This is a genomic window from Fretibacter rubidus (genome assembly GCF_041429785.1).
Taxonomy (GTDB): Bacteria; Pseudomonadota; Alphaproteobacteria; order Caulobacterales; family Maricaulaceae; genus Fretibacter; species Fretibacter rubidus.
Genome location: NZ_CP163423.1, coordinates 3,403,256 through 3,422,813 on the forward strand (window position 1 = coordinate 3,403,256; position 19,558 = coordinate 3,422,813).

The 19,558-nt window shown below is 53.7% G+C and carries 17 protein-coding genes; 8 read left to right on the forward strand and 9 right to left on the reverse strand.

The annotated features are described in order from the left end of the window. Positions 1-25 precede the first annotated feature (25 nt). Complete coding sequence (locus AB6B37_RS15680; protein WP_371396794.1) at positions 26-994, reverse strand: hypothetical protein; 969 nt, start codon at positions 992-994, stop codon at positions 26-28. Between the two features lie 3 nt (positions 995-997). Further along, on the reverse strand, positions 998-1,627 hold the full coding sequence (locus AB6B37_RS15685; RefSeq protein ID WP_371396795.1) for a ribonuclease D: 630 nt from the start codon (positions 1,625-1,627) through the stop codon (positions 998-1,000). 153 nt (positions 1,628-1,780) lie between these two features. Here AB6B37_RS15685 and AB6B37_RS15690 point away from each other — a divergent pair, with 153 nt between their 5' ends. The 4 genes from AB6B37_RS15690 to AB6B37_RS15705 all read left to right on the forward strand — a co-directional run bounded on the left by AB6B37_RS15690 (position 1,781) and on the right by AB6B37_RS15705 (position 9,343). Continuing rightward, positions 1,781-2,854, forward strand: a complete 1,074-nt coding sequence (locus AB6B37_RS15690; RefSeq protein ID WP_371396797.1) for a bifunctional transcriptional activator/DNA repair enzyme AdaA — start codon at positions 1,781-1,783, stop codon at positions 2,852-2,854. Between the two features lie 180 nt (positions 2,855-3,034). Continuing rightward, entirely contained in the window at positions 3,035-6,283 is a 3,249-nt protein-coding gene (locus tag AB6B37_RS15695) for an energy transducer TonB (RefSeq protein WP_371396798.1), read from the forward strand. 150 nt (positions 6,284-6,433) lie between these two features. Continuing rightward, entirely contained in the window at positions 6,434-7,975 is a 1,542-nt protein-coding gene (locus AB6B37_RS15700) for a long-chain fatty acid--CoA ligase (protein ID WP_371396799.1), read from the forward strand. A 9-nt stretch (positions 7,976-7,984) separates the two neighbouring features. Continuing rightward, positions 7,985-9,343: a M20/M25/M40 family metallo-hydrolase gene (locus AB6B37_RS15705; protein WP_371396801.1), complete on the forward strand. Its 1,359-nt coding sequence runs from the start codon at positions 7,985-7,987 to the stop codon at positions 9,341-9,343. Positions 9,344-9,350: 7 nt separating this feature from the next. On the opposite strand, the gene AB6B37_RS15710 is transcribed toward AB6B37_RS15705, so the two are convergent. The 4 genes from AB6B37_RS15710 to AB6B37_RS15725 form a co-directional block, all read right to left on the reverse strand. Then, entirely contained in the window at positions 9,351-10,214 is an 864-nt protein-coding gene (locus AB6B37_RS15710; RefSeq protein ID WP_371396802.1) for an SDR family NAD(P)-dependent oxidoreductase, read from the reverse strand. A 68-nt stretch (positions 10,215-10,282) separates the two neighbouring features. Next, positions 10,283-10,657, reverse strand: a complete 375-nt coding sequence (locus AB6B37_RS15715; protein WP_371396803.1) for a transporter — start codon at positions 10,655-10,657, stop codon at positions 10,283-10,285. Then, entirely contained in the window at positions 10,657-11,394 is a 738-nt protein-coding gene (locus tag AB6B37_RS15720) for a class I SAM-dependent methyltransferase (protein ID WP_371396804.1), read from the reverse strand. Before AB6B37_RS15720 ends, AB6B37_RS15715 begins: the two co-directional genes overlap by 1 nt. Before the next feature lie 2 nt (positions 11,395-11,396). Continuing rightward, positions 11,397-12,434: a glycosyltransferase gene (locus AB6B37_RS15725; RefSeq protein ID WP_371396805.1), complete on the reverse strand. Its 1,038-nt coding sequence runs from the start codon at positions 12,432-12,434 to the stop codon at positions 11,397-11,399. 133 nt (positions 12,435-12,567) lie between these two features. Between AB6B37_RS15725 and AB6B37_RS15730 the strand changes: the two genes are divergently transcribed. After that, positions 12,568-14,406, forward strand: coding sequence for a hypothetical protein (locus AB6B37_RS15730; protein ID WP_371396806.1), 1,839 nt, complete (start codon positions 12,568-12,570; stop codon positions 14,404-14,406). Here AB6B37_RS15730 and AB6B37_RS15735 read toward each other — a convergent pair. Genes AB6B37_RS15735 through tsaD form a run of 3 tightly spaced genes read right to left on the reverse strand, consistent with a single transcriptional unit; the run spans position 14,403 to position 16,850 of the window. Then, positions 14,403-14,687 carry a YciI family protein gene (locus AB6B37_RS15735; protein ID WP_371396807.1) on the reverse strand — a complete coding sequence of 95 codons (285 nt, stop codon included), beginning with the start codon at positions 14,685-14,687 and terminating at the stop codon, positions 14,403-14,405. The two genes, AB6B37_RS15730 and AB6B37_RS15735, sit on opposite strands and share 4 nt — an antisense overlap. A gap of 1 nt (position 14,688) precedes the next feature. Beyond that, positions 14,689-15,693 (reverse strand): NAD(P)H-dependent glycerol-3-phosphate dehydrogenase, encoded by a 1,005-nt coding sequence (locus AB6B37_RS15740; protein WP_371396808.1) that lies wholly within the window; start codon positions 15,691-15,693, stop codon positions 14,689-14,691. Further along, positions 15,690-16,850: a tRNA (adenosine(37)-N6)-threonylcarbamoyltransferase complex transferase subunit TsaD gene (tsaD, locus tag AB6B37_RS15745; RefSeq protein WP_371396809.1), complete on the reverse strand. Its 1,161-nt coding sequence runs from the start codon at positions 16,848-16,850 to the stop codon at positions 15,690-15,692. The genes AB6B37_RS15740 and tsaD overlap by 4 nt, the downstream gene beginning before the upstream one ends. Positions 16,851-16,890: 40 nt before the next feature. Here tsaD and hemC point away from each other — a divergent pair, with 40 nt between their 5' ends. The 3 genes from hemC to AB6B37_RS15760 are packed head-to-tail and all read left to right on the forward strand — an operon-like array spanning position 16,891 to position 19,548. Beyond that, positions 16,891-17,856, forward strand: coding sequence for a hydroxymethylbilane synthase (hemC, locus tag AB6B37_RS15750; RefSeq protein WP_371398472.1), 966 nt, complete (start codon positions 16,891-16,893; stop codon positions 17,854-17,856). A 9-nt stretch (positions 17,857-17,865) separates the two neighbouring features. Further along, complete coding sequence (locus AB6B37_RS15755; protein WP_371396810.1) at positions 17,866-18,546, forward strand: uroporphyrinogen-III synthase; 681 nt, start codon at positions 17,866-17,868, stop codon at positions 18,544-18,546. A 9-nt stretch (positions 18,547-18,555) separates the two neighbouring features. Beyond that, complete coding sequence (locus AB6B37_RS15760; RefSeq protein ID WP_371396812.1) at positions 18,556-19,548, forward strand: hypothetical protein; 993 nt, start codon at positions 18,556-18,558, stop codon at positions 19,546-19,548. Positions 19,549-19,558: the final 10 nt, after the last annotated feature.

Genomic DNA, 19,558 nt, shown 5'->3' on the forward strand with positions numbered 1-19,558 from the left:
GTAATTATTGTTTTTCAATAAACATTTATTGAAAAACACGATTTTTTATCGCGATTATGCCCGCCCCAATCATACACAGCCCTAAACTGGCCAGTGCAACAAGGCTTACGGGTGGTGCTAATAATGTCCAAATTACAATTGCGAAAAGAATTAGACAGATTGCGGAAATGACCGATGTGCTGGCCCCAAGGCGCCCACTGGGAAGGGGGCGAAAGCGTTTCACTGGATGGGCACGTAAACGGTCGACCCTGAACAGGTCACCCAGCATAAAGCCCCCGCCCATAAAGGCGATTAGGCTGATGATAATCAAGGGCGTGTCTTTCAAACCGGCAGATGTATTTTCAAACACCATGGGCCAGAAAAAGGCCGTGACGAGGCAAGCCATTAAAATATAGGGCCAGACGGTGGGACGCATGGCCTCAAATATGGCAGACGCTTCAGGCTCGCGCGGTTCTAAAATCTCAACGGGATTGCCGTGTTTATCCAAAATGGCCTCTACCCCTTTGGGCGGGGCAATGGCGAGCGCGATATCCGCGTCCACCCAGACATCGAAATCCTGCGTGCTATTGCCCATGTAAATAAAGCCGACTGGATAGCGGTCTTGTAGAAACTTTGACTTATTGCCTTTGACAAGGTTCACGGTCTCGGTCGTGCCAAACCCTGCGTCCACATCATCCAGATGATCGGCGATACGTTCAATCAGCGCGCCCTCAGATCCAGAGCACAGGATAACCTCACCGCCCTTTTTCTTATGCGCGCGTGCATATTTTAAAACCAGCGGATTATAAGGGAGGTGTTCGGGGTCAAACACATCCGCTAGCTTTGGCATTAGCAGTGCCTTTAACGCGGGACGGTCATTTTTAATCAGGGTGAGAATTTTCGGTGCAAGCCAAGGGAATTTCATCAGGCCCAACCAAAACATCTCTTGCGTGATATCACTGCGCAATAATGTCCCGTCGACATCAATGGCCAGCGGTAAGGGTGTCTTACTCATGGATTAGTCGCGGCGGCGAAAGCTATGGGCAAAAATGTCAACTTCGTTCCATCCTTGCAAATCAAGGTCTGCGCGGGTCGGCAGAAAATCAAAACAGGCCTGCGCCATATCCATTCGGTTTTCGCGGTAAAGCCGCGCCATCAGGATATTTTTCAACTGATGCAAATAAAGCACATCAGACGCCGCATAGGCGATTTGCGCGTCGGTTAGCTCGTCAGACGCCCAATCAGAGCTTTGTTGTTGCTTGGATAAATCCACATTGAGCAGCTCTTTACACAGGTCTTTTAGCCCGTGACGATCGGTATAGGTGCGCACCAAACCCGATGCGATTTTCGTGCAAAATATACCGCCGAGCTTAATGCCTAAATCACGCTGGATGATGGCGACATCAAACCGGCCAAAGTGATAGATGGTCTCTGTCTTGGGGTTTGATAATTGTGCTTTTAAATTCGGGCAATCATAGCTGTCGCGGTTCATCTGCACAACATGGGCGTCTCCGTCGCCTGACGATAATTGCACCAAACATAATTTATCGCGCACCAGAGACAGGCCTTGGGTTTCTGTATCCACAGCAATCGTCGGGCCAAGGTCAAGGCCGTCGGGCAAGTCGTTTTTATGAAGATAATTGGCCATAGTGTTCACCGTAAAAAGATTTGACCCGCCTTACCGTCCCTGTGCAGAAATCACAAGCCCGCGCAGCGACGCTGTTTCGGTATCAGGCTTGTTTTTCACTGCCGTGCCTGTTTTTTGGCGGCAGAGGATAATGAACTGTGATAGGCATAGCCCATGTCCCAAAGTGATCTTTTTACTCCATTGATTGATGCTGATGCGGCTTATGCCTTATTTGCGTCAAAGCCTGCGCTCACCCCTGATAATGCAGGGGTGTTCATGGGCGTGACCTCGACGGGGATATTTTGTCGTCCTGGGTGCCCCGCGCGTTTGCCAAAGGCGCAAAATTGCCGATTTTATCACAGCGCAGAGGCGGCCTTAACGGCGGGCTTTCGGGCGTGCAAACGCTGCCACCCAACGCGGTTGCCGGGCGAGGCGTCTACACTGATTAAGACATTAGTCAGCCTTGTTGAGGACGACATAGAGCACCGCTGGCGGGAGCAAGACTTGATTGCGCGCGGCATTGATCCGTCTACGGCGCGGCGGCAATTTAAATCGCGTTTTGGTATGACCTTCACGCAATATGCGCGAGCGCGCCGTTTGGGGGCCGCGCACAATACGCTCGTATCAGGGGAGGCGGTGATTACTGCGCAAGTAAGCGCTGGCTATGACAGCGCCTCTGGCTTTCGCGCCGCCTTTTCCAAAACATTTGGCGCGCCGCCTAAGAATAAATCCGCACCGCCCCTCATGGTGGACTGGATTGACACTGCCCTTGGCCCGATGATTGCGGTCTGTGATAGCGCCCATTTATATCTGCTTGAATTTACCGACCGCAAAGCGTTGCCCAAACAATTCGCGCGCCTATCCAAAGTCCATGGCCGCGCGATCATTCCGGGCCGCACAGATATAACCGCGCAGATAAGCGATGAACTAACACAGTATTTTGACGGCAGCTTACAGGATTTCAAAACCCCGCTTGCGCCCACAGGCACAGACTTTCAGAAACAAACATGGGCTGCCTTATGCGCTATCCCTTATGGTCAGACACGGTCATATGCGCAGCTAGCAGAGGCGGTTGGCAATCCCAAAGCGGTTCGTGCCGTGGCGGGGTCAAATGCGTCTAATGGCATGGCCCTGATTATTCCGTGCCACCGCGTGATTAGAACAGGCGGCCATTTGGGCGGTTATGCGGGTGGTTTGGGCCGAAAAAACTGGCTGCTCGCCCATGAGGCGAAACATGCGAAAGCTTAACGCGCCTGTCTTGATTTGATGTCGATTGCGAGCCGTTACTTATCCACACCCTGTGCATAACTATGAAATAGCTGTGGGCGGTCTTTAGATTAACCGCCCTGTATATTGTCACGCTCCCCAAGCGCCTCTTTAAAGGAGATTAAGACTTTCTTAGTCAAGTAACGAGTCAGGGGACGGGCCATGGGCAAGCGCACACAGAAAAACACATCTGCAAAAAAGACATCTGAAAAGATTGACATTTCGCAACGGGCAGACACGCCCATTATAGAAATTGCCACCCCGTCTGATGAAAGCCAAATTTTGGTTAGCCTGCGTAAAGTCCCACAAGGCGGCGGTGCGTCTGCGTGGCTATCACCTGTTGGTTGGTCTGACGTGAAGAAAAGCACGCTTCTGGATTGTTATGAGAATGCTGCGGGTTGCGAAATCATTATTCCCGATACTTACGCGAAAGAGATTAGCGACGGTGATAAAATCTATCTGTCATGCACGGCGTTGAATGTTCGCGGCGATATTGCGTGGCGCGCGCCAGAGGCCGTTATTGAGGCCACGCCCGAACCCACCGTAAAAGTCGCCGCCCCAACTGGCCTTATGTCACGGCTTTTGTCGCGCGGAACACCAGAGGCGGTCACTCCTGTCGCGGATGTTGCCCCCGAATCAGATGCCAAACGCCGCACGGTTGAAGCCCAAAAGCTAGCCGATGAATATCGCGCTCAAATGGAAAAGGCAGCGTCTGCGCGCGAAGAGGCGCAACGCCAAGCCCTAGAGGCCGCTCGCCGCGCCGAAGATGCTTTACAAGCTGAATCTGAGCGTATTGCAGAAATGGAAAAAGCGGCCAAAGCCTTCGCCGAAGCCGAAGCCCAACGCCAAGATGAAGAACGCCGTCTTGATGCCGAACGCCGCGCAGAAGAATTGCGCCTCGCCGAAGAAGCTCGCCTTATTGAGGAAGCCCGCCAAAGAGAGCTTGCCATTGCGCGCGCCGCCGAGCGGGCCGAGGAAAAAGCCCGTCTTGTCGCCCTACAAGAAGACGCAAGCAATCAACGCGCGGCCTTGGCAGAGCGTATCGAGGCGACGCGCTCATCACTGCACCGCCTTGACGTTGACCGTAAGGCGAAAGCGGACACGCTAAATAGCCTGACGGATAGTCTTGCTGATAAAGAAACAGAGCTATCGATTTTGGCGCAAGAACTAAACGCGCAAAAAGGCGGTCTTGGGGCGTTGGACGAACGGCTGGTGATTGCCAATGCGCGTGACGCTGACGCAAAGACCAGCCAAGATCAAATGCAGGGGTCTGTTACCGCCGCTGCTCGCGCCTTGGAAGAAGCCGAAGCCGAGGTTAAAGCCGCTATGGCGCGCGCGAAGCAACGCAAGTCAGATCATGATGCTTTACTCTCTGACATGACTGAGATCACACAACGGGTAGAGAAAGCGGCCCGCGACCTGAGTGCTTTGCATGCAGAACGCAGCAAAGCCGATGCAGCCGTATTAAAAGCGCAAGAGGTTTATGATGCGGCGCAAGCGGCCTCTGACGCACAACGCGCGAAAATGGACGGCCTTATCCATGATGACGCCAGCATAGAAGCGGCCCAAGCCACTCACAAAGGTGAAATGGATCGTCTGGCCCGTGATTTGGATACGGCTTTGTCCCGCCAAGATGCGGCCAAAGCGGCGCTTCAAACATTGGAAGACGGCGGTGATGTCCGTGCCGCACGCCAGATCATGGCCTCTGTTGACGACGCGCCTGACATGTCCGCAGCGCCTATCGCCGAGGCAGCGTCAACGCAGGCCAAGACGATGAACGCCCCCGTCAGCAAGATTAATGTTGCGGGTCTGTTTGGAAAGAAGAAAGCTGCCGCCGTGCCTGCGGTAAAACCAAAAGCGCCCGTGTCTGTTTCTGCCTCCACTTTGGCTGTTCCTACCAAAGTCTTAGTGCAAGACGATAAAGCCAGCGCCCATATGGATGACAATACGGCATCCGGTATTATGGCGGCGCAGATTGCGGCCAATAATACGGGTGGCTTTTCTGTCGCAAATTTGGGTAAGACCAAATTTGCCGCCATGGGTGTTGGCGCGATTGCGCTCAGCATTGCGCTTGGCCTTGGTGTGTCGTCCATGACCCGCCCCAATGTTGAACAATCGGTCAGCGTCAAGCCCGCCCCGACAGAAGTATTAAGCATAGAGACGCGGGCTACTGATACGCTCAAACCGCAAGATATAGTCACGCCTCAAGAGACGACCCCCGTGCCGGAAAAGGCCAGCCTTAAAGAGACAGCAAGCCTCGATACGCAGACGGCCCCTATTGTAACACCACCGCCTGTAGACGTGCCAAAGGTCGTAACGCCAGATGTCAAAGCTACTGTGAAAGTGGCTGAATTGAAAGTTGAACCAAAATACAAATCCATCAATGTGTCGCGCATGGCCCGTCAAGCAGCCCGTCAAGACGACGTTGCACGTAAAGAGGCCGCGCGCATAGCAGCCCGTGAGGCATCACGCCTAGAGGCCGCACGCTTAGCCGCTGCTAAAAAAGAAGAGAGCCGCAAAGAGGCAGCCCCTATTTCTGCTGCGCCTAAGCCTGAACCCAAAGCAGCGCCTGTTTCGCAACAGACAAAGGCGAAAGACATCGTCAGAGTTGCGGAGATTGCGCGCGATGTAGCAATTCCCCCTGTTCGCGCGACTATCCCTGCACCGTCAGCGCCTGCTGCGAACCCTGCAATATTAAACCCAATTGTTTCAAATCCTGCACCGACCGTAGCGACTGGGCCGACAATGTCGCTGGCGATAACGCGCGATGTTCAGGATAATTTACAACGGCTTGGTTATTATTCTGGGCCCGTTGACGGGGTGATGCGGGCAGAGCTGCGCGAAGCAGCCGCCTTGTTTAACACGATTTATGACCGCCCAGCGGGTGACGTGTTTAGCGGTGAATTTGTCACGCAATTGGCGACAACCGTGAATGAACTGAACGCCGTGCAAGCGGCCCCGCCTGTGCAAGCGGCTTCAATTGCGGCACCGGTGCAGCCTGTTGTAACATCAAACTTACCCTTAGTTCAGCCAGTTGAGACGGGAAGCGCTGTCGCGCCCGCACCGCGTGAGGCCGCGCTAACAACACCCGCCATTGCACCTGCGGCGATTGCCGACCGTATTGTTGAGCCAAAGCTCATTGACAATATGCAAATTAGCTACCCGTCCAAAGCGATGCGGCGTGAGATTTATAAAAACGTTTCTGTCGAAGTCAGCTATGACATTGGTGTTGACGGGGCTGTTGTGAACGCGCGTGTGTCAGATATTGATTACACGGGTCGCCTGTCTATTGCTTTTGAAGAAGAAGCGTTAAAAGGTGTGCGTGCCATGAAATACGCACCTAAAACTGTGAACGGTGAGGCTGTGTCCGCACCGGGTCAAAGCAAGCGCGTAAGGTTTCAAATCGAGTAGCGCACCGCGCGGTCTATATGAATGAGAGCCGCTCTATGCGGCTCTTTTTTTGAGTACTTTTTTCATTGGCTGATTGTCAGCCCCACCTTGCTTGCCTACAGTCATCCCCATAAGTGCAAAGCACAAAGCCAAAAGGCGGGGAGAGACGATATGGGATTTGAGGTAATTGATTGGATTGGCCATCACGCAGAGGCCACACCCGATAAAGTGGCGATGCATGAATTGCCCAGCGGGCGGCAATTTACCTTTTCCCAGATGAATGACCGTGTGGGGCGTTGCGCCGCTATGCTGGTTGACCACGGGGTTGAGCGCGGTGACCGCGTCGGTTTTCTAACGCTGAATAGCTGCGATACGCTAGAGGTAATTTTTGCGTGTTGGCGGATTGGAGCGGTCTGCCTTGCCATTAATTTTCGCCTGACCCCGCCAGAGATTGGGTTTATTTTAAATAATTCAGAGGCCAGCGTCGTTATCGTTGATAGTCCCTTTACACCCATTGCCGATGCGCTAGCGGATAAGACCCCAGTCAAACATTGGATTAATACGGACGGTATGGGTGGGGATAGCGATTATGAACGCGCTCTCGCTAAGGCCACTCCAATCCTGGAGATGATCCCCCAAGAGATGACCGACCAATGCATGTTGATGTATTCATCGGGCACAACGGGCACACCCAAAGGGGTGATTATCACCCACGCTATGATGTATTTTAGTGCCGCCGCTGGCACAGGCCCCGGCGGCAATAGCCGTGATAGCGTATCACTATCCAATATGCCTTTGTTTCATATTGGCGGGCTGAACGTGACGGCGACACCCGCGATGTGGATTGGGGCTAAGACAGTTATTCTGCGCATGTTTGACCCCACGGCAACATTGGACGCGATTAATAGTCCCGATTTAGGGGTGAGCACATTGTTTATGGTGCCTGCGGCCTATAATGCCTTGCGCGCCCATCCAAAGTCAGAAGCGACTGATTTCTCGCGCATCACAGCGGCGCTCTGTGGGGCGGAAACTGTACCAGACGCGCTTGTGCATTATTGGCTGAACCGCGGTGTGATTATCCAGGAAGGTTACGGCATGACCGAAACCGCTGCGGCGGGCTGTATGCTGGCCAAAGACGATATTCCCAGCAAAATCGGCTCTGCTGGCAAAGCGCTTATGCATGCCAAAATCCGTATCGTTGACGAGGCCGGTCAGACATGCGCGCCGAATGTGCCGGGTGAAATCTGGTTCAAAGGCCTCTGTATAACGCCGGGCTACTGGCGCCGCCCTGACGCCACAAAAGATGCCTTTGAAGACGGTTGGTTTAAATCGGGCGATATTGGCCGCAAAGACAAAGACGGCTTTATTTATATCGATGACCGTATCAAGGATATGTATATTTCGGGCGGCGAGAATGTTTACCCTGCCGAGATTGAAAACCTGCTTTACGAAATGGACGCCATTGCAGAGGTCGCGGTGATTGGCGTGCCGGATGAAAAATTTGGCGAAACGGGCTGTGTCGTCGCTGTGCTAAAGCCCGGGGCGAGCCTATCGATGGAGGATATCACCGCCCATATTTGTGACCGCCTCGCGAAATTCAAATGCCCAAAACATTTGCATATTATCGATGCTCTGCCGCGCAACGGTACAGGCAAGGTCTTGAAATTTGAGCTTCGTAAAACGGTGCCCAGCACGCTTAAACTCAACGCGTAAAGGTCTTTCATGACATTGAAAAAAGTAACCCTGACAACATTATTAGCGCTAAGCGTGGCGGGCTGTGCTGATACTGCGCCCCAAATGAAAACAGAGATAAAAGCAGAGACGATTACTGCGCCGCAAGTCAAGGCGGCGGCGCAAGCGCTAACGGCTGACCCAGCGGCGACGGCCCGCATAAAAGCTCTGCGCAACCGCGGCGATATCCAAGCAGCATTTGCTGATTTCCAATCCATGAACGACAAGAATATTAAGCGCTTGATTGAGATCACCGAAATTCCAGCGCCTCCATTTGGCGAAGAGACGCGCGCGGCTGATTTTGCAAAACGCCTGACCGCGCTAGGTCTGAGCGACGTCAGCCTTGACGGTGTTGGCAATGTCATTGCGCGCCGCAAAGGCACAGAGGGCGGCCGCACGGTCGCTGTCGTTGCCCATATTGATACCGTGTTTCCAATTGAAACCGATGTCACAGTGCGCCGCGACGGCAATGTCTTTTACGCGCCCGGTATTGGCGATAACAGTCAAGGCATGGTCGCGATGATGTCGCTCATAGAGGTCATGGAGACCCATAATATTCAGACGCGCGACGACATTTTATTTGTGGGATCAATTGGCGAAGAGGGATTAGGCGACCTGCGTGGTGTGCGGCATTTGTTTAAAGACGGCAGCCCGCAAATCGACAGCTTCATCGCGATTGACGGCGGCGGTCTGGAACGGCTTGTGGTGGATGCGGTGGGATCAAACCGTTACCGCGTGACGTTTTCTGGCCCCGGCGGGCATAGCTACGGCGCCTTTGGGCGCGCCCATCCGCATCAGGCTTTGGCCGAAGCCATCACGCGCTTTACTGACGCTGCCACACCAATCACGAAACTCCCCGGCGTGAAAGCCACCTTTTCCGTGGGCCGTATCGGCGGCGGCACGTCCATTAATTCAATTCCGTTTACCAGTTGGATGGAGGTCGACATGCGCTCGACCGACCCTGCTAAATTGGCAAAGCTGGACGGCGCTTTTCAAGCGGCGATGGCTGAAGCGCTCGAGGTTGAAAACGCGCGGCGGACATCTAATGAGGCGTTGACGGTTGAGGTTAAATCGGTTGGCAAACGCCCCGCCGGTGAGGGCGACCGAGGAAGCACGCTTGTTACTAACGCAGTCGCCGCGCTAATCTCAGAGGGTTACGCGCCGAGCCTTCATGCATCCTCTACAGATTCGAATATCCCCATATCTTTGGGCATTCCGTCCCTGACGATGGGGCGAGGCGGCATATCGCGTAACGCCCACGCGCCCAATGAAAGCTGGGAGAATAAAGACCCGCATCTGGCCTATGAAATATTGCTTTTGACGCTACTGACTGAGGCGGGGGCGAATTAAATCGCCTCTAATCTTTAAAGCCCAAATCGTCTAAGCAGGCATCAAAGTCTTTAAGGATCATATCGCGGCGAATATCGATAGAGGCGCGGGCTTCGGGATCGTTAAAGATATAAAGCCGTTTTGCGGTGATGGACTTCAGAACAAGATCGGCCAACACGTCAGGCTCCATACCATTTTCAACAAGACCTTTGGTCATCTCAAAGACTTTTGCCGCAGTGCCGTCAATCTTCGTTGCCTCGCCGTTGCCAGATTTTTCAGACGCCGTTGGGCGGCCAAAGGCGGCCATATGGATTTTTGATTTTACCCATGTCGGACACAGCACAGAGACGCCAATATTTACAGGCGCAAGTTCTTGGGCCAGTGTTTCGCTATAGCCAACGGCCGCAAATTTCGTCGCGTGATAGGGCGCCATGCCCGCCATCGTAAAATGCCCCGCCATAGAGGCTGTGTTGACAATATGTCCGCCTTCGCCGTGAGCAACCATGGCAGGCACGAAAGCCTCTATGCCGTGAACAATACCCATCAGGTTAATATCAACAATCCATTGCCAGTCTTTGATGGCGATATTGCCGGGCCGTCCCGCAAGGCCAACCCCCGCATTATTAAAGAGGAGGTGCACCTTGCCAAAACGGTCTGTGGTCGCTTTGGCCGCCGCAACGACGCTGTCCATATTGCCAACATCACATGTGACGGTATCGACGCTGCCGCCTGTCTCGGTCCGCAAGCTGTTTGCCGCCTTGCTCAGTGCATCCGCGTTAATATCGCTCATCATGACATTTGCGCCAGATTTTAACAAGGCGCGCGTAATGGATAAGCCAATGCCAGAGGCTGCCCCCGTGACGAAGGCAGTTTTATTTTGAAAATTATCCATGGAGAGGCCCTTTTATATCTTGGCGTTACTTCTACTACGCAGCGTCAAAAGGGAAAGGGGGAATTAATCTAATTTTGCACCACAATTAATCCGGCCATAATCAGGGCAGAGCCAATCATATAGCGCAGGCCAATGGTCTCTTTTAAAAACACAGCGGCGAGAAGTGGTACGATGACAAAAGTCAGCGCCATGAAAGAATAGGCAAAGGATAGCGGCACGGATTTAAGCACAAAAATCCAGAGCAAAGTCGCCCCGCCGTAAAGGGCGAGTGCGGCAATAAAGACGGGGTCAAACATGACAGAGGCAAAGGCGGCGTCACCGCGCGCAAGCAACCGCTCGCTCGTCATTTTAAACAAGACCTGCCCGCCCGCAATCATAATGGGCGTTGCAATTAAAAGCGCCGCAACAGCGGGCGATAACCCTGTGAAGCTGACAGATTTCATTAGGCGACGATATCCATAATTGGCATCATGTTTTCTGCCGGCTCACTCATATCTTCGTAATAATAAATATCGCGCTTAATATCTTCCACGGCATGTTTTGCGGGCACGGGTTGCATCGCGCGCAGAAAGCTATGGGTATAAGGGAAGAAATTAAAATGAGGATTAAAAGTATAACGGTATTCGCGTTCGCGCGGCACAATAATGATAAGCCGCTTTTTCGTGATACGGCGAAGCTCTGCTATGGCGGCGCGGTAATCCAACACATGTTCAATCACATGGGTGCAGATGACGGTATCGAACTCATTATCCGCAAACGGTAAGTCTTCAACTTTGGCGGCGACATACTCAATCCCTTTAATGGCGTTGGCATCGTCAATGGCAAAATCAACGCCGACAAAACGCGTCATATCGCGGCGCGCATCACGGATTTTATCCAGCGTATAACCTGTGCCGCAGCCCACATCACAAATGGATGTGCCGCGTGCGTCCAGCGCCATTCGGTCTAGGCACGCTTTGGAATTATCTGTGCCTTCGTGAACGCGTGGATGATGTTTATATAGCGCCTCATATTCTTCATCGGTGAGGAATGGAGCCCGTTCGCGGAACTTGGCTAGATCTGCAATATGCTTTCCCCAGACAAGGCTGGCAAACCCTTTGAACGCCGCGCTATCGCGGATGAAGGCCGGCAAGATGTCTTCTAGGACAAAGCGGATTTTATTGGTGGTCTCGCGGTTCATGACTAACCCCTTGCTGATTTTTCATTGCGTTCTTTGACAGAGCCTTCCGCCTTGACCGTACCGCGACGTTCGCGCAGGCGGGGTGTGCTATGGATATGTTGCTCACCGCGTGAGGGGGCAATGGACAGATAATGAATACGCTTTTGCTCATTACGACCGCGCGCAACAGAATCAAGAATGACACCCGCCATAAACACCATCAGTGAGGCCAACAGCATCGTCATGGACATCACCCATGTCGGCATACGGTCAACTAATCCTGTCCGGAAATACTCAATCAAGACGGGCGTTGCGGTAAACATGGAAACGCCCAACAGACCAACGGCAAGATAAGAGAAAAACAAAAATGGCCGCGTTTCTTTCATCAAAGTCGCAATCATGCGCAGGATACGAAAGCCGTCACGAAAGGTCGATAACTTGCTCTCTGATCCTTCGCCGCGTACGCCGTAATCTGTGCCAACTTCTTTGACAGGTAAACGCAGGGACGAGGCGTGAACGGACATTTCTGTCTCAATCTCAAAGCCTGGCGACATGGCTGGAAATGATTTTGCAAAGCGGCGCGTAAACACGCGGTAGCCTGAAAAAATGTCGGAAAAGTCATTGCCAAAAATGGCCTGATAGACTTTGTTAAACAGATTATTGCCAAAGGCATGGCCTTTACGGCCCGCGTCTATCGTGACGTCATTACGGGTGCCGACAACCATATCAACGCGCTCATCCAATAGTGTTTGGATCAGGGTCGGGGCGGCAGACACGTCATAGGTTCCGTCACCATCGGCCATAATATAAATATCGGCATCAATATCGGCAAACATTTGGCGCACGACATTGCCTTTGCCTTGGCGGCGTGACGGCACAACAGTTGCGCCTGCTCGCGCGGCTTGCTCGGATGTATTATCCGATGAATTATTATCATAGACATAAATGCGTGTGCCGGGCAGGACGCGGCGAAAATCTAAAACGACCTGCGCAATGGCGGCCTCTTCATTATAACAGGGCAGTAAAACTGCGATGTTTAAATCACCAAATTGATTACTCATAACGCCATCCTCACCAATCATGCCTCTTTAACGGTTTGCATAAAACGCGTTCGGGCTGTTTCATTTCAGTATTTCTTAAGGCGTTAAGGTTAAATTTCAGGAAACAAAAAGACGAAAGTCACAGGACATTTCAATGGCTGATACGACATCCGACGCTGGTTTTGCTTTGCCGAAATTTATCTTGCGCGCACCAACGCTTTGGGCGGGGCTGCTTATGATTGCGCTGATCTTTATAATGGCAGCCGCCAAAGGCAGCCTGGGTGATATTGGCCAGGATAATGATGATGTCATGCGGCTTGTCCAAATTCGCGATTACCTTCTGGGTCAAGGGTGGTTTGATACCAACCAATACCGCCTCGGCCTTGCGGGCGGCACAGATATGCACTGGTCGCGTATTCCCGATATTCCGCTGATTATCCTGACCCATATCTTTGATCTATTCACAACCCAAGAGACGGCGTTGCAGATATCTTATACAGTGTGGCCGCCGCTCTCTGCGTTAGTTTTAATTTTCGCCATGACAACGGGGGCCAAATTTTGGGCCGCGCAATACGGTATAAACCCCAAGGCGACATATGGCTTTACCCTCGTTCTGCTCGCTTTTTTTGTATTGAATTTTTACCGCTTTACGCCTGGCGCGATTGATCATCACAATGTTCAAATGGGATTAGTGGCTTGGGCGGTGGTTCTGCTGCTTGATCCCAAACGCCGATTTTGGACCTTTGCCGCCTCTGGCGCAGCGGTGGCGACATCATTGGCTGTGGGTGTGGAGGTTTATATTTTCGCCGCAATCATCTGCGCCTTTGTTGCGCTCAACTGGATGGTCTTGGGCGCGTCTGCACGGGCGGGAACGCAAGGCTTTGGTCTGGGCTTGTGCGCAGGATTGGTCGTATGTTTTTTCGGCACTATCGCCCCCTCTGAATACGGTGTTGTGGCGTGCGACGCGCTATCGCTGATCACGCTTAGCGCGGCGTTGGTGGGGGGATTGGGCCTTGCAAGCCTTGCGAGCGGACTATCAGCGCGGTCTTTGATGCTTCGTTTTATGGGGCTTGGTGTTTTGGGCGTGGCATGCGTGTTGGTGCTATCGTTTCAAGCCCCGCAATGCCTCAATAACCCGCTCAATGTTCTGCCTGATGTGGTTGATCGTTTGTGGCTCTCTAATATCAGCGAAGCCAAGGGGCTGAGTTTGGGTATGAAAAATGCCGCGATGGAAATTCCCTATATGTTGGGCGCACCGCTTCTGGCGCTGGGGATGCTAATAGTGGCCATTTGGAAAAATCGCCGATGGGGCGGGACTGTCTTAATCTTGATGCTCTTGCTCGGCGCGCTCGGGCTGACGATTTATCAGCAGCGCTTTTTCCCATTTGCTTATGTCGTTTCTATCCTGCCGCTGGCGGGATGGATTGCGAAGACCTATCAGGCGGGGGTAGGAAAACTAGCGGCCCATGACGACGCGAGTGATACGCCCAAGCCGTCCAACATCGCCTATATCGGCGCGCTGGCTTTGTCTGTGCCGCTCATCTGGGCTGTGCCGGGGATATTGATGTCAGAAGCAGATAATGCCGCGACGGAAGCCAGCAAAGCCACCGCTTGTTATTCATCATCGGTGATGGACGCACTAAACACATTACCGACGGGCGTTATTGCCGCGACCAGCAACGGCGGCGCGCCAATCCTTAACGCCACAAAACACCGTTCAATTTCGGGCAATTATCACCGTAATATTACGGGCATTGCGCTGCAAATAAATATCGGCACCTCGACCCCTGATGTGGCCAAATCGCTATTGAAGGACAATGATATTGATTATCTGCACTTTTGTCGTCCCACGGCGGAAACGCAAAACCTCATTGATGAAAACCCAGACGGGCTTTACGGCGTTTTAAAACAAGGCATCGTGCCCGATTACCTCACGCCCGCTGTCGATGATTTGGAAGACGGCGATGTGACTATTTATAAAGTGGTGCGCTAAAGATTATTAATTGCGACCTTATAGGCTCGCACAATAATCTGACCCGGCAGGCCCGCAATTTTATACGGATCGCGCGCCATCCATGCGTCGAGTGTCACGCGGTCTTGGCAGTCGACAATCAGGAGGCTCCCGCGCATCGTCCCGTCGTCGTCCATCCACGGACCTGCGACTTGGACGCTCACCGCCGCGTCACTTTTCAGCCAATTTAAATGCGCCTCACGCGTGGCTTGGCGAATGGGCAGGCCGTCTGTGACGTCTTCAGAATATATCATGAACTGCATATTAGTGCTCTCTTTTGGGGTCGCGCGACAAGAGCGCGGTAATCGCTTGGTCTACGGTAATCTGCCCGTCGAGTATATCGGCCAGCGCAAAACAAATCGGCATATCGACACTATGTTGCTGCGCAAGCGCTTTCAGGGCGGGCGCCGTCGCCACGCCCTCTGTTACGGCTGTGCGGGAGTTGACAATATCTTGCGCGCTTTGTCCGCGTCCCATCGCAAGGCCGCAGGACATATTGCGCGACTGCTCGCTTGAACATGTTAGCACCAAATCCCCTAGCCCCGATAATCCAGTGAGGGTTTCGGGCGCACAACCCAGCGCCGTGCCAAGCCGTGTCATTTCGGCAAAGCCGCGCGCAATAATCGCGGCATGGGCCGAACGTCCCAACTCTTTGCCCAGAACAATTCCGCAGACAATCGCCAACACATTTTTGACAGCCCCGCCAATTTCTGCGCCTAAAACATCGGTCGATAAATAGGGGCGGAATGTGGGGGCGGCTATCGCTTGCATCAACGCCTCGCCCACATCCACATCTTCACAGGCCAAAGTCACCGCTGTGGGTAATCCCTTGGCCACATCAATAGCGAAGCTGGGGCCAGACAGCACAGCCGGCACAGCTCGGGGGACGACCTCGGACAGGACATCTGACATGAACATACGGGTCGAAATTTCAATCCCTTTGGAACACAGCACAATCGGCTGCCCCTCTGGCGCGAGCGGGGCGTAAGCGGCGAGCGACTTACGCATGAACTGCGCGGGCGTCACGGCCAATACGGCGTCACATTTTGCCATAACCGACAGGTCATTCACGGCGGTTATTTTGGGCGAAAGGCTCACCCCCGGCAGGAAAAGCGTGTTTTCATGCGCGCTATTAATCGCCTCAGCGCAGTCTGCCTCAAAGGCCCATAATGTGACGTCACGTCCTGCGCTAGCCAAAGATTGCGCCAGCGCTGTGCCCCAGGCCCCTGCGCCGATCACGCCGATGTTTTGATAATGAAGTGTGCTCATGATTTAGGGCCCTTTTTCCCAGACCCGCTGGCGGGATCAGATTTTGCTGCCGCACTATCCAGCGGCCAACGGGGTCGCGCTTTGGCCGATAAATCGCTAATATTCCCCTGTATGAAATGCTCAAGGCCGGCGAGCGCAATCATTGCGGCATTATCCGTGCAATAGACCATGGGCGGCGCGTTAAGGCTAAAACCCTTTGCCTCGCATAAATGCTCCAACGCCCCGCGAATGGCTTTATTCGCCGCAACACCACCTGCAACAACAAAGCGGTGGGGGGTATCTGACGGCTCCACCTCATTTGTGGACATAATGTCTTTTGTGAACATATCCATGGCGCGGCCTGTGCGCTCTGACAGAACCTCGCAGACTGTGGCTTGGAAGCTGGCGGCGACATTGGCGGCGTCTTGTTCGGACTTGTCACTGCTCCGCCACGCGCGCGCAACGGCGGTCTTTAGGCCCGCAAAAGAAAAATTGGCATGGTCTTGCCCCCAATAGGGACGGGGTAATTTCACGGATTTAGGATCGCCCCCCGCCGCCACGCGTTCCACATTCGGCCCGCCCGGAAAACCTAGTCCCATGACTTTGGCTGTTTTATCAAACGCTTCACCGGCTGCGTCGTCAACTGTGCTGCCTAGCCGTTCATAATCGCCCAGGCCCTTGACGGATAAAAGCTGCGTATGCCCGCCCGACACAAGCAGCAGTAAATAAGGAAATGCACACGGCCCTGATAGGCGCGGGGAGAGGGCATGACCTTCCAAATGGTTGACCGCAATCAACGGAATATCCAGTGACAGGCATAGTCCTTTGGCGGCGAGCAATCCGGTGATGACCCCGCCAATTAATCCTGGCCCTGATGTGGCGGCCACAGCCGATAAATCGCTGTAATCCACCCCCGCTTCTGTCACGGCTTGGTCGATAATAGCGTCAATGATGCTCATATGGGCGCGGGCGGCAATCTCGGGGACAACGCCGCCAAATTTCGCGTGATATTCGTCTTGGCTGGCGATGATGGACGATAGGATATGGGTGCTGCCATCAGGATCGCGGCGCAGCACGCTGGCGGCTGTTTCGTCACAGCTGCTCTCGACACCTAGAATGAAGACAGGCGCGACAATATCTTGCTTTTGGGGCTTATGCGGGGCTATTGACGGGGACATATCATCGTCAAATAGCGTGAGAGCCAAAGCTTTGCAATCTATCCCTTCATCCACTCCCAAATCAGACGTGATTCTTATTGGCACGCGCGGCTCGCCTTTGGCTTTATGGCAAGCGAACCGTGTGCGGGATTTACTGCTCTCCACCCACGGCTGGGATGATGACCGTGTCCAGATTAAAATCCTCAAGACCAAAGGCGACCAGATTAAAGGGCATTTATCCCAATTTGGCGGTAAAGGGCTTTTCACGCGCGAGCTTGAGGACGCGCTGATTGATGGGCGTATTGATTTGGCTGTCCATAGTATGAAAGACGTCCCAACAGTGGGCCAAGACGCGCTCATGATTGGCGCGGTGTTAGAGCGCGCCGACCCGCGCGACGCTTTTATCTCAAATGAGGTTAGCAGCGTGCTGGACTTGCCCCACGGCGCGGTGATTGGCACGGCGTCCATTCGTCGCCGCGCGCAATTGGCGCGACTTCGCCCTGATGTGGATTTTTGCTTATTGCGCGGCAATGTCGGTACGCGTCTCGCTAAGCTTGAAACGGGTGAATTTATCGCGACATTTTTGGCCTGCGCGGGACTAAAACGATTGGGCCAAGAGGCTGTCATTACGCAGGCCGTGCCACCAGAGCTGATGCTACCCGCTCCCGCCCAAGGCGCTGTGGGAATTGAACTTCGTCGTGAAGATGCTCGCGCGCGCGATGCGGTCGAGGTGCTAAACCACCGGGACACGATGCTCGCTATCACGGCGGAACGCGCGTTCCTTAATGCACTGGACGGCTCATGCCGCACGCCGATTGCGGCGCTGGCCACATTTGCTGGCTCTGATTTATCCTTTCGCGGGGAAGTCATCGCCACAGACGGGTCTAAGCATTACGGCACACAAAGCCATGCCAGTGTCAGCACGCCAAAAGAGGCTTTTGATTTGGGCTTTGGCTTGGGCCAAGAGGTCAAAGCCGAGATTGGTGACATCGTCTTGTGGGACTCTTCTATAGGGGATGGCGCTTAGATGAAATGCGTGTGGATAACGCGCACGGCCCCTAATGCCGATGCCTCGGCCAAGCGGTTCGAGGTCGCAGGCTTTAAAACGATTGTTGCTCCGCTGCTGACCCTCAGCTCACCGACGACCATGCCTGCTTTGCCGCCGCATGACGCGATATTGATTTTCACCTCTTCTAATGGTGTGGACGCCTTTTGTGCACGTGACCGTGCTCGGCATTATCCCGTGGTGACGGTCGGTGATAAAACCGCGCAGCACTGTCTGGAGGCGGGCTTTTCTCGCGTGCGCTCTGCGGGGGGGCGTGCTGATGATGTGACGGCGCTTATCTTGGACGAGCCGGATAAAACACGCCCCTATTGGCATATGGCGGGGCGGCATGTGCGCGGGACAATTGTGGAGGATTTAAAAGCGGCGGGATTAAGCGCGAGACGTGAGACATTATATGCCTCGGCACCTGTTTTAAAACGTCCCGATATAGATGTGAACGCTGTGGACATCATCGCCCTTTATTCGCCCTTGGCGGCCCAAACTCTGGCGGGTTTTGCCCCCGATATATCCCGCATAACGACGCTATCCATTAGCCCAGTAGTAGACGCGGCCCTTGGTTCGTTGACACCGCAAAGCCGTCTTATTGCCAAGGCCCCCAATGAAGACGCGATGCTGGAGAGCTTGATTGCGCTTGAGCACAGGACGTTATAGAACTGCGTTATGAGCGATATAGATAAACCTAATGAAACCGTCGATGACATTATTGATGACCCCACCGGTAGTGACGGCAATGCATTTGAAACCTTCAATGAGTGTGACACTGTCGTTCAACCCATGACGCCCTTTAAACGCGGCATTGGCTGGGGCGGGGCGAGCGTTTTGTTCTTACTGGCGTCCGTCTTGGGCGCTGCGGGTGGATGGGGCGCCGTAAACTATCTCACGCCGAATGACTCTGACATCACCCAAGCGCCGCGCGTTGATTTATCGCCGCTGACCGCGAGGCTGGATAAGGCAGAGACAACACTGACAGGGCAGGGCGCGCAGCTAAAATTATTGCAAAGCGAAATTAACAACCGCCCTGCGTCAATTGAGGTGCGGGCTAAACCCATGCCAACGGACGCGCCGCTGGCGGCAACAACTCGCGTTGAGCTTGATGCCCAAAGCGCGGAAACCATTGAGACATTGCGTGACCAAGTCGACGCCATGGAAACAGCGCTGCAAAGTCTTCGTGATGATATGGTCGCGCAAGCGGCGGTGGAGCCGACATCACCCGCTACCGCCTCGCAAGAGTTCGTTGGGCAAGACCTTGGGAATGATGAACGCGTTGCGGACCTCGTCAATGACGTCGAGACGTTGCGCGCCCGCATTGACGGGCTAGAGCAGGGCTTGGGCGAAACGCGCGCAATGGCCGCTGCCCCAACAATTGTAAAAGAGCCTGTGCTGCTCCCCGCTTTCCCGCGCGAAACGGTGTTTGACGCGCTCACGACAGAGCCGCAAGAGGCGGATGCGGGATGGATGGCCAAGACATTAAAAAAACACATTTCTGTCCGTAATCCAGAGGATGTCAAACGCGCAGAACGACAGCTGGATAATATTGCAGAGGCGATTGAGACGGGTGACATTACGCAGGCGGTCTCTATTGTAGAGGCGATGCCACAAGACGCCCAAAATAAGGCTAGCGATTGGTTGCTTGCGGCCAGACGTCAAAATTAGAGGCGCTATC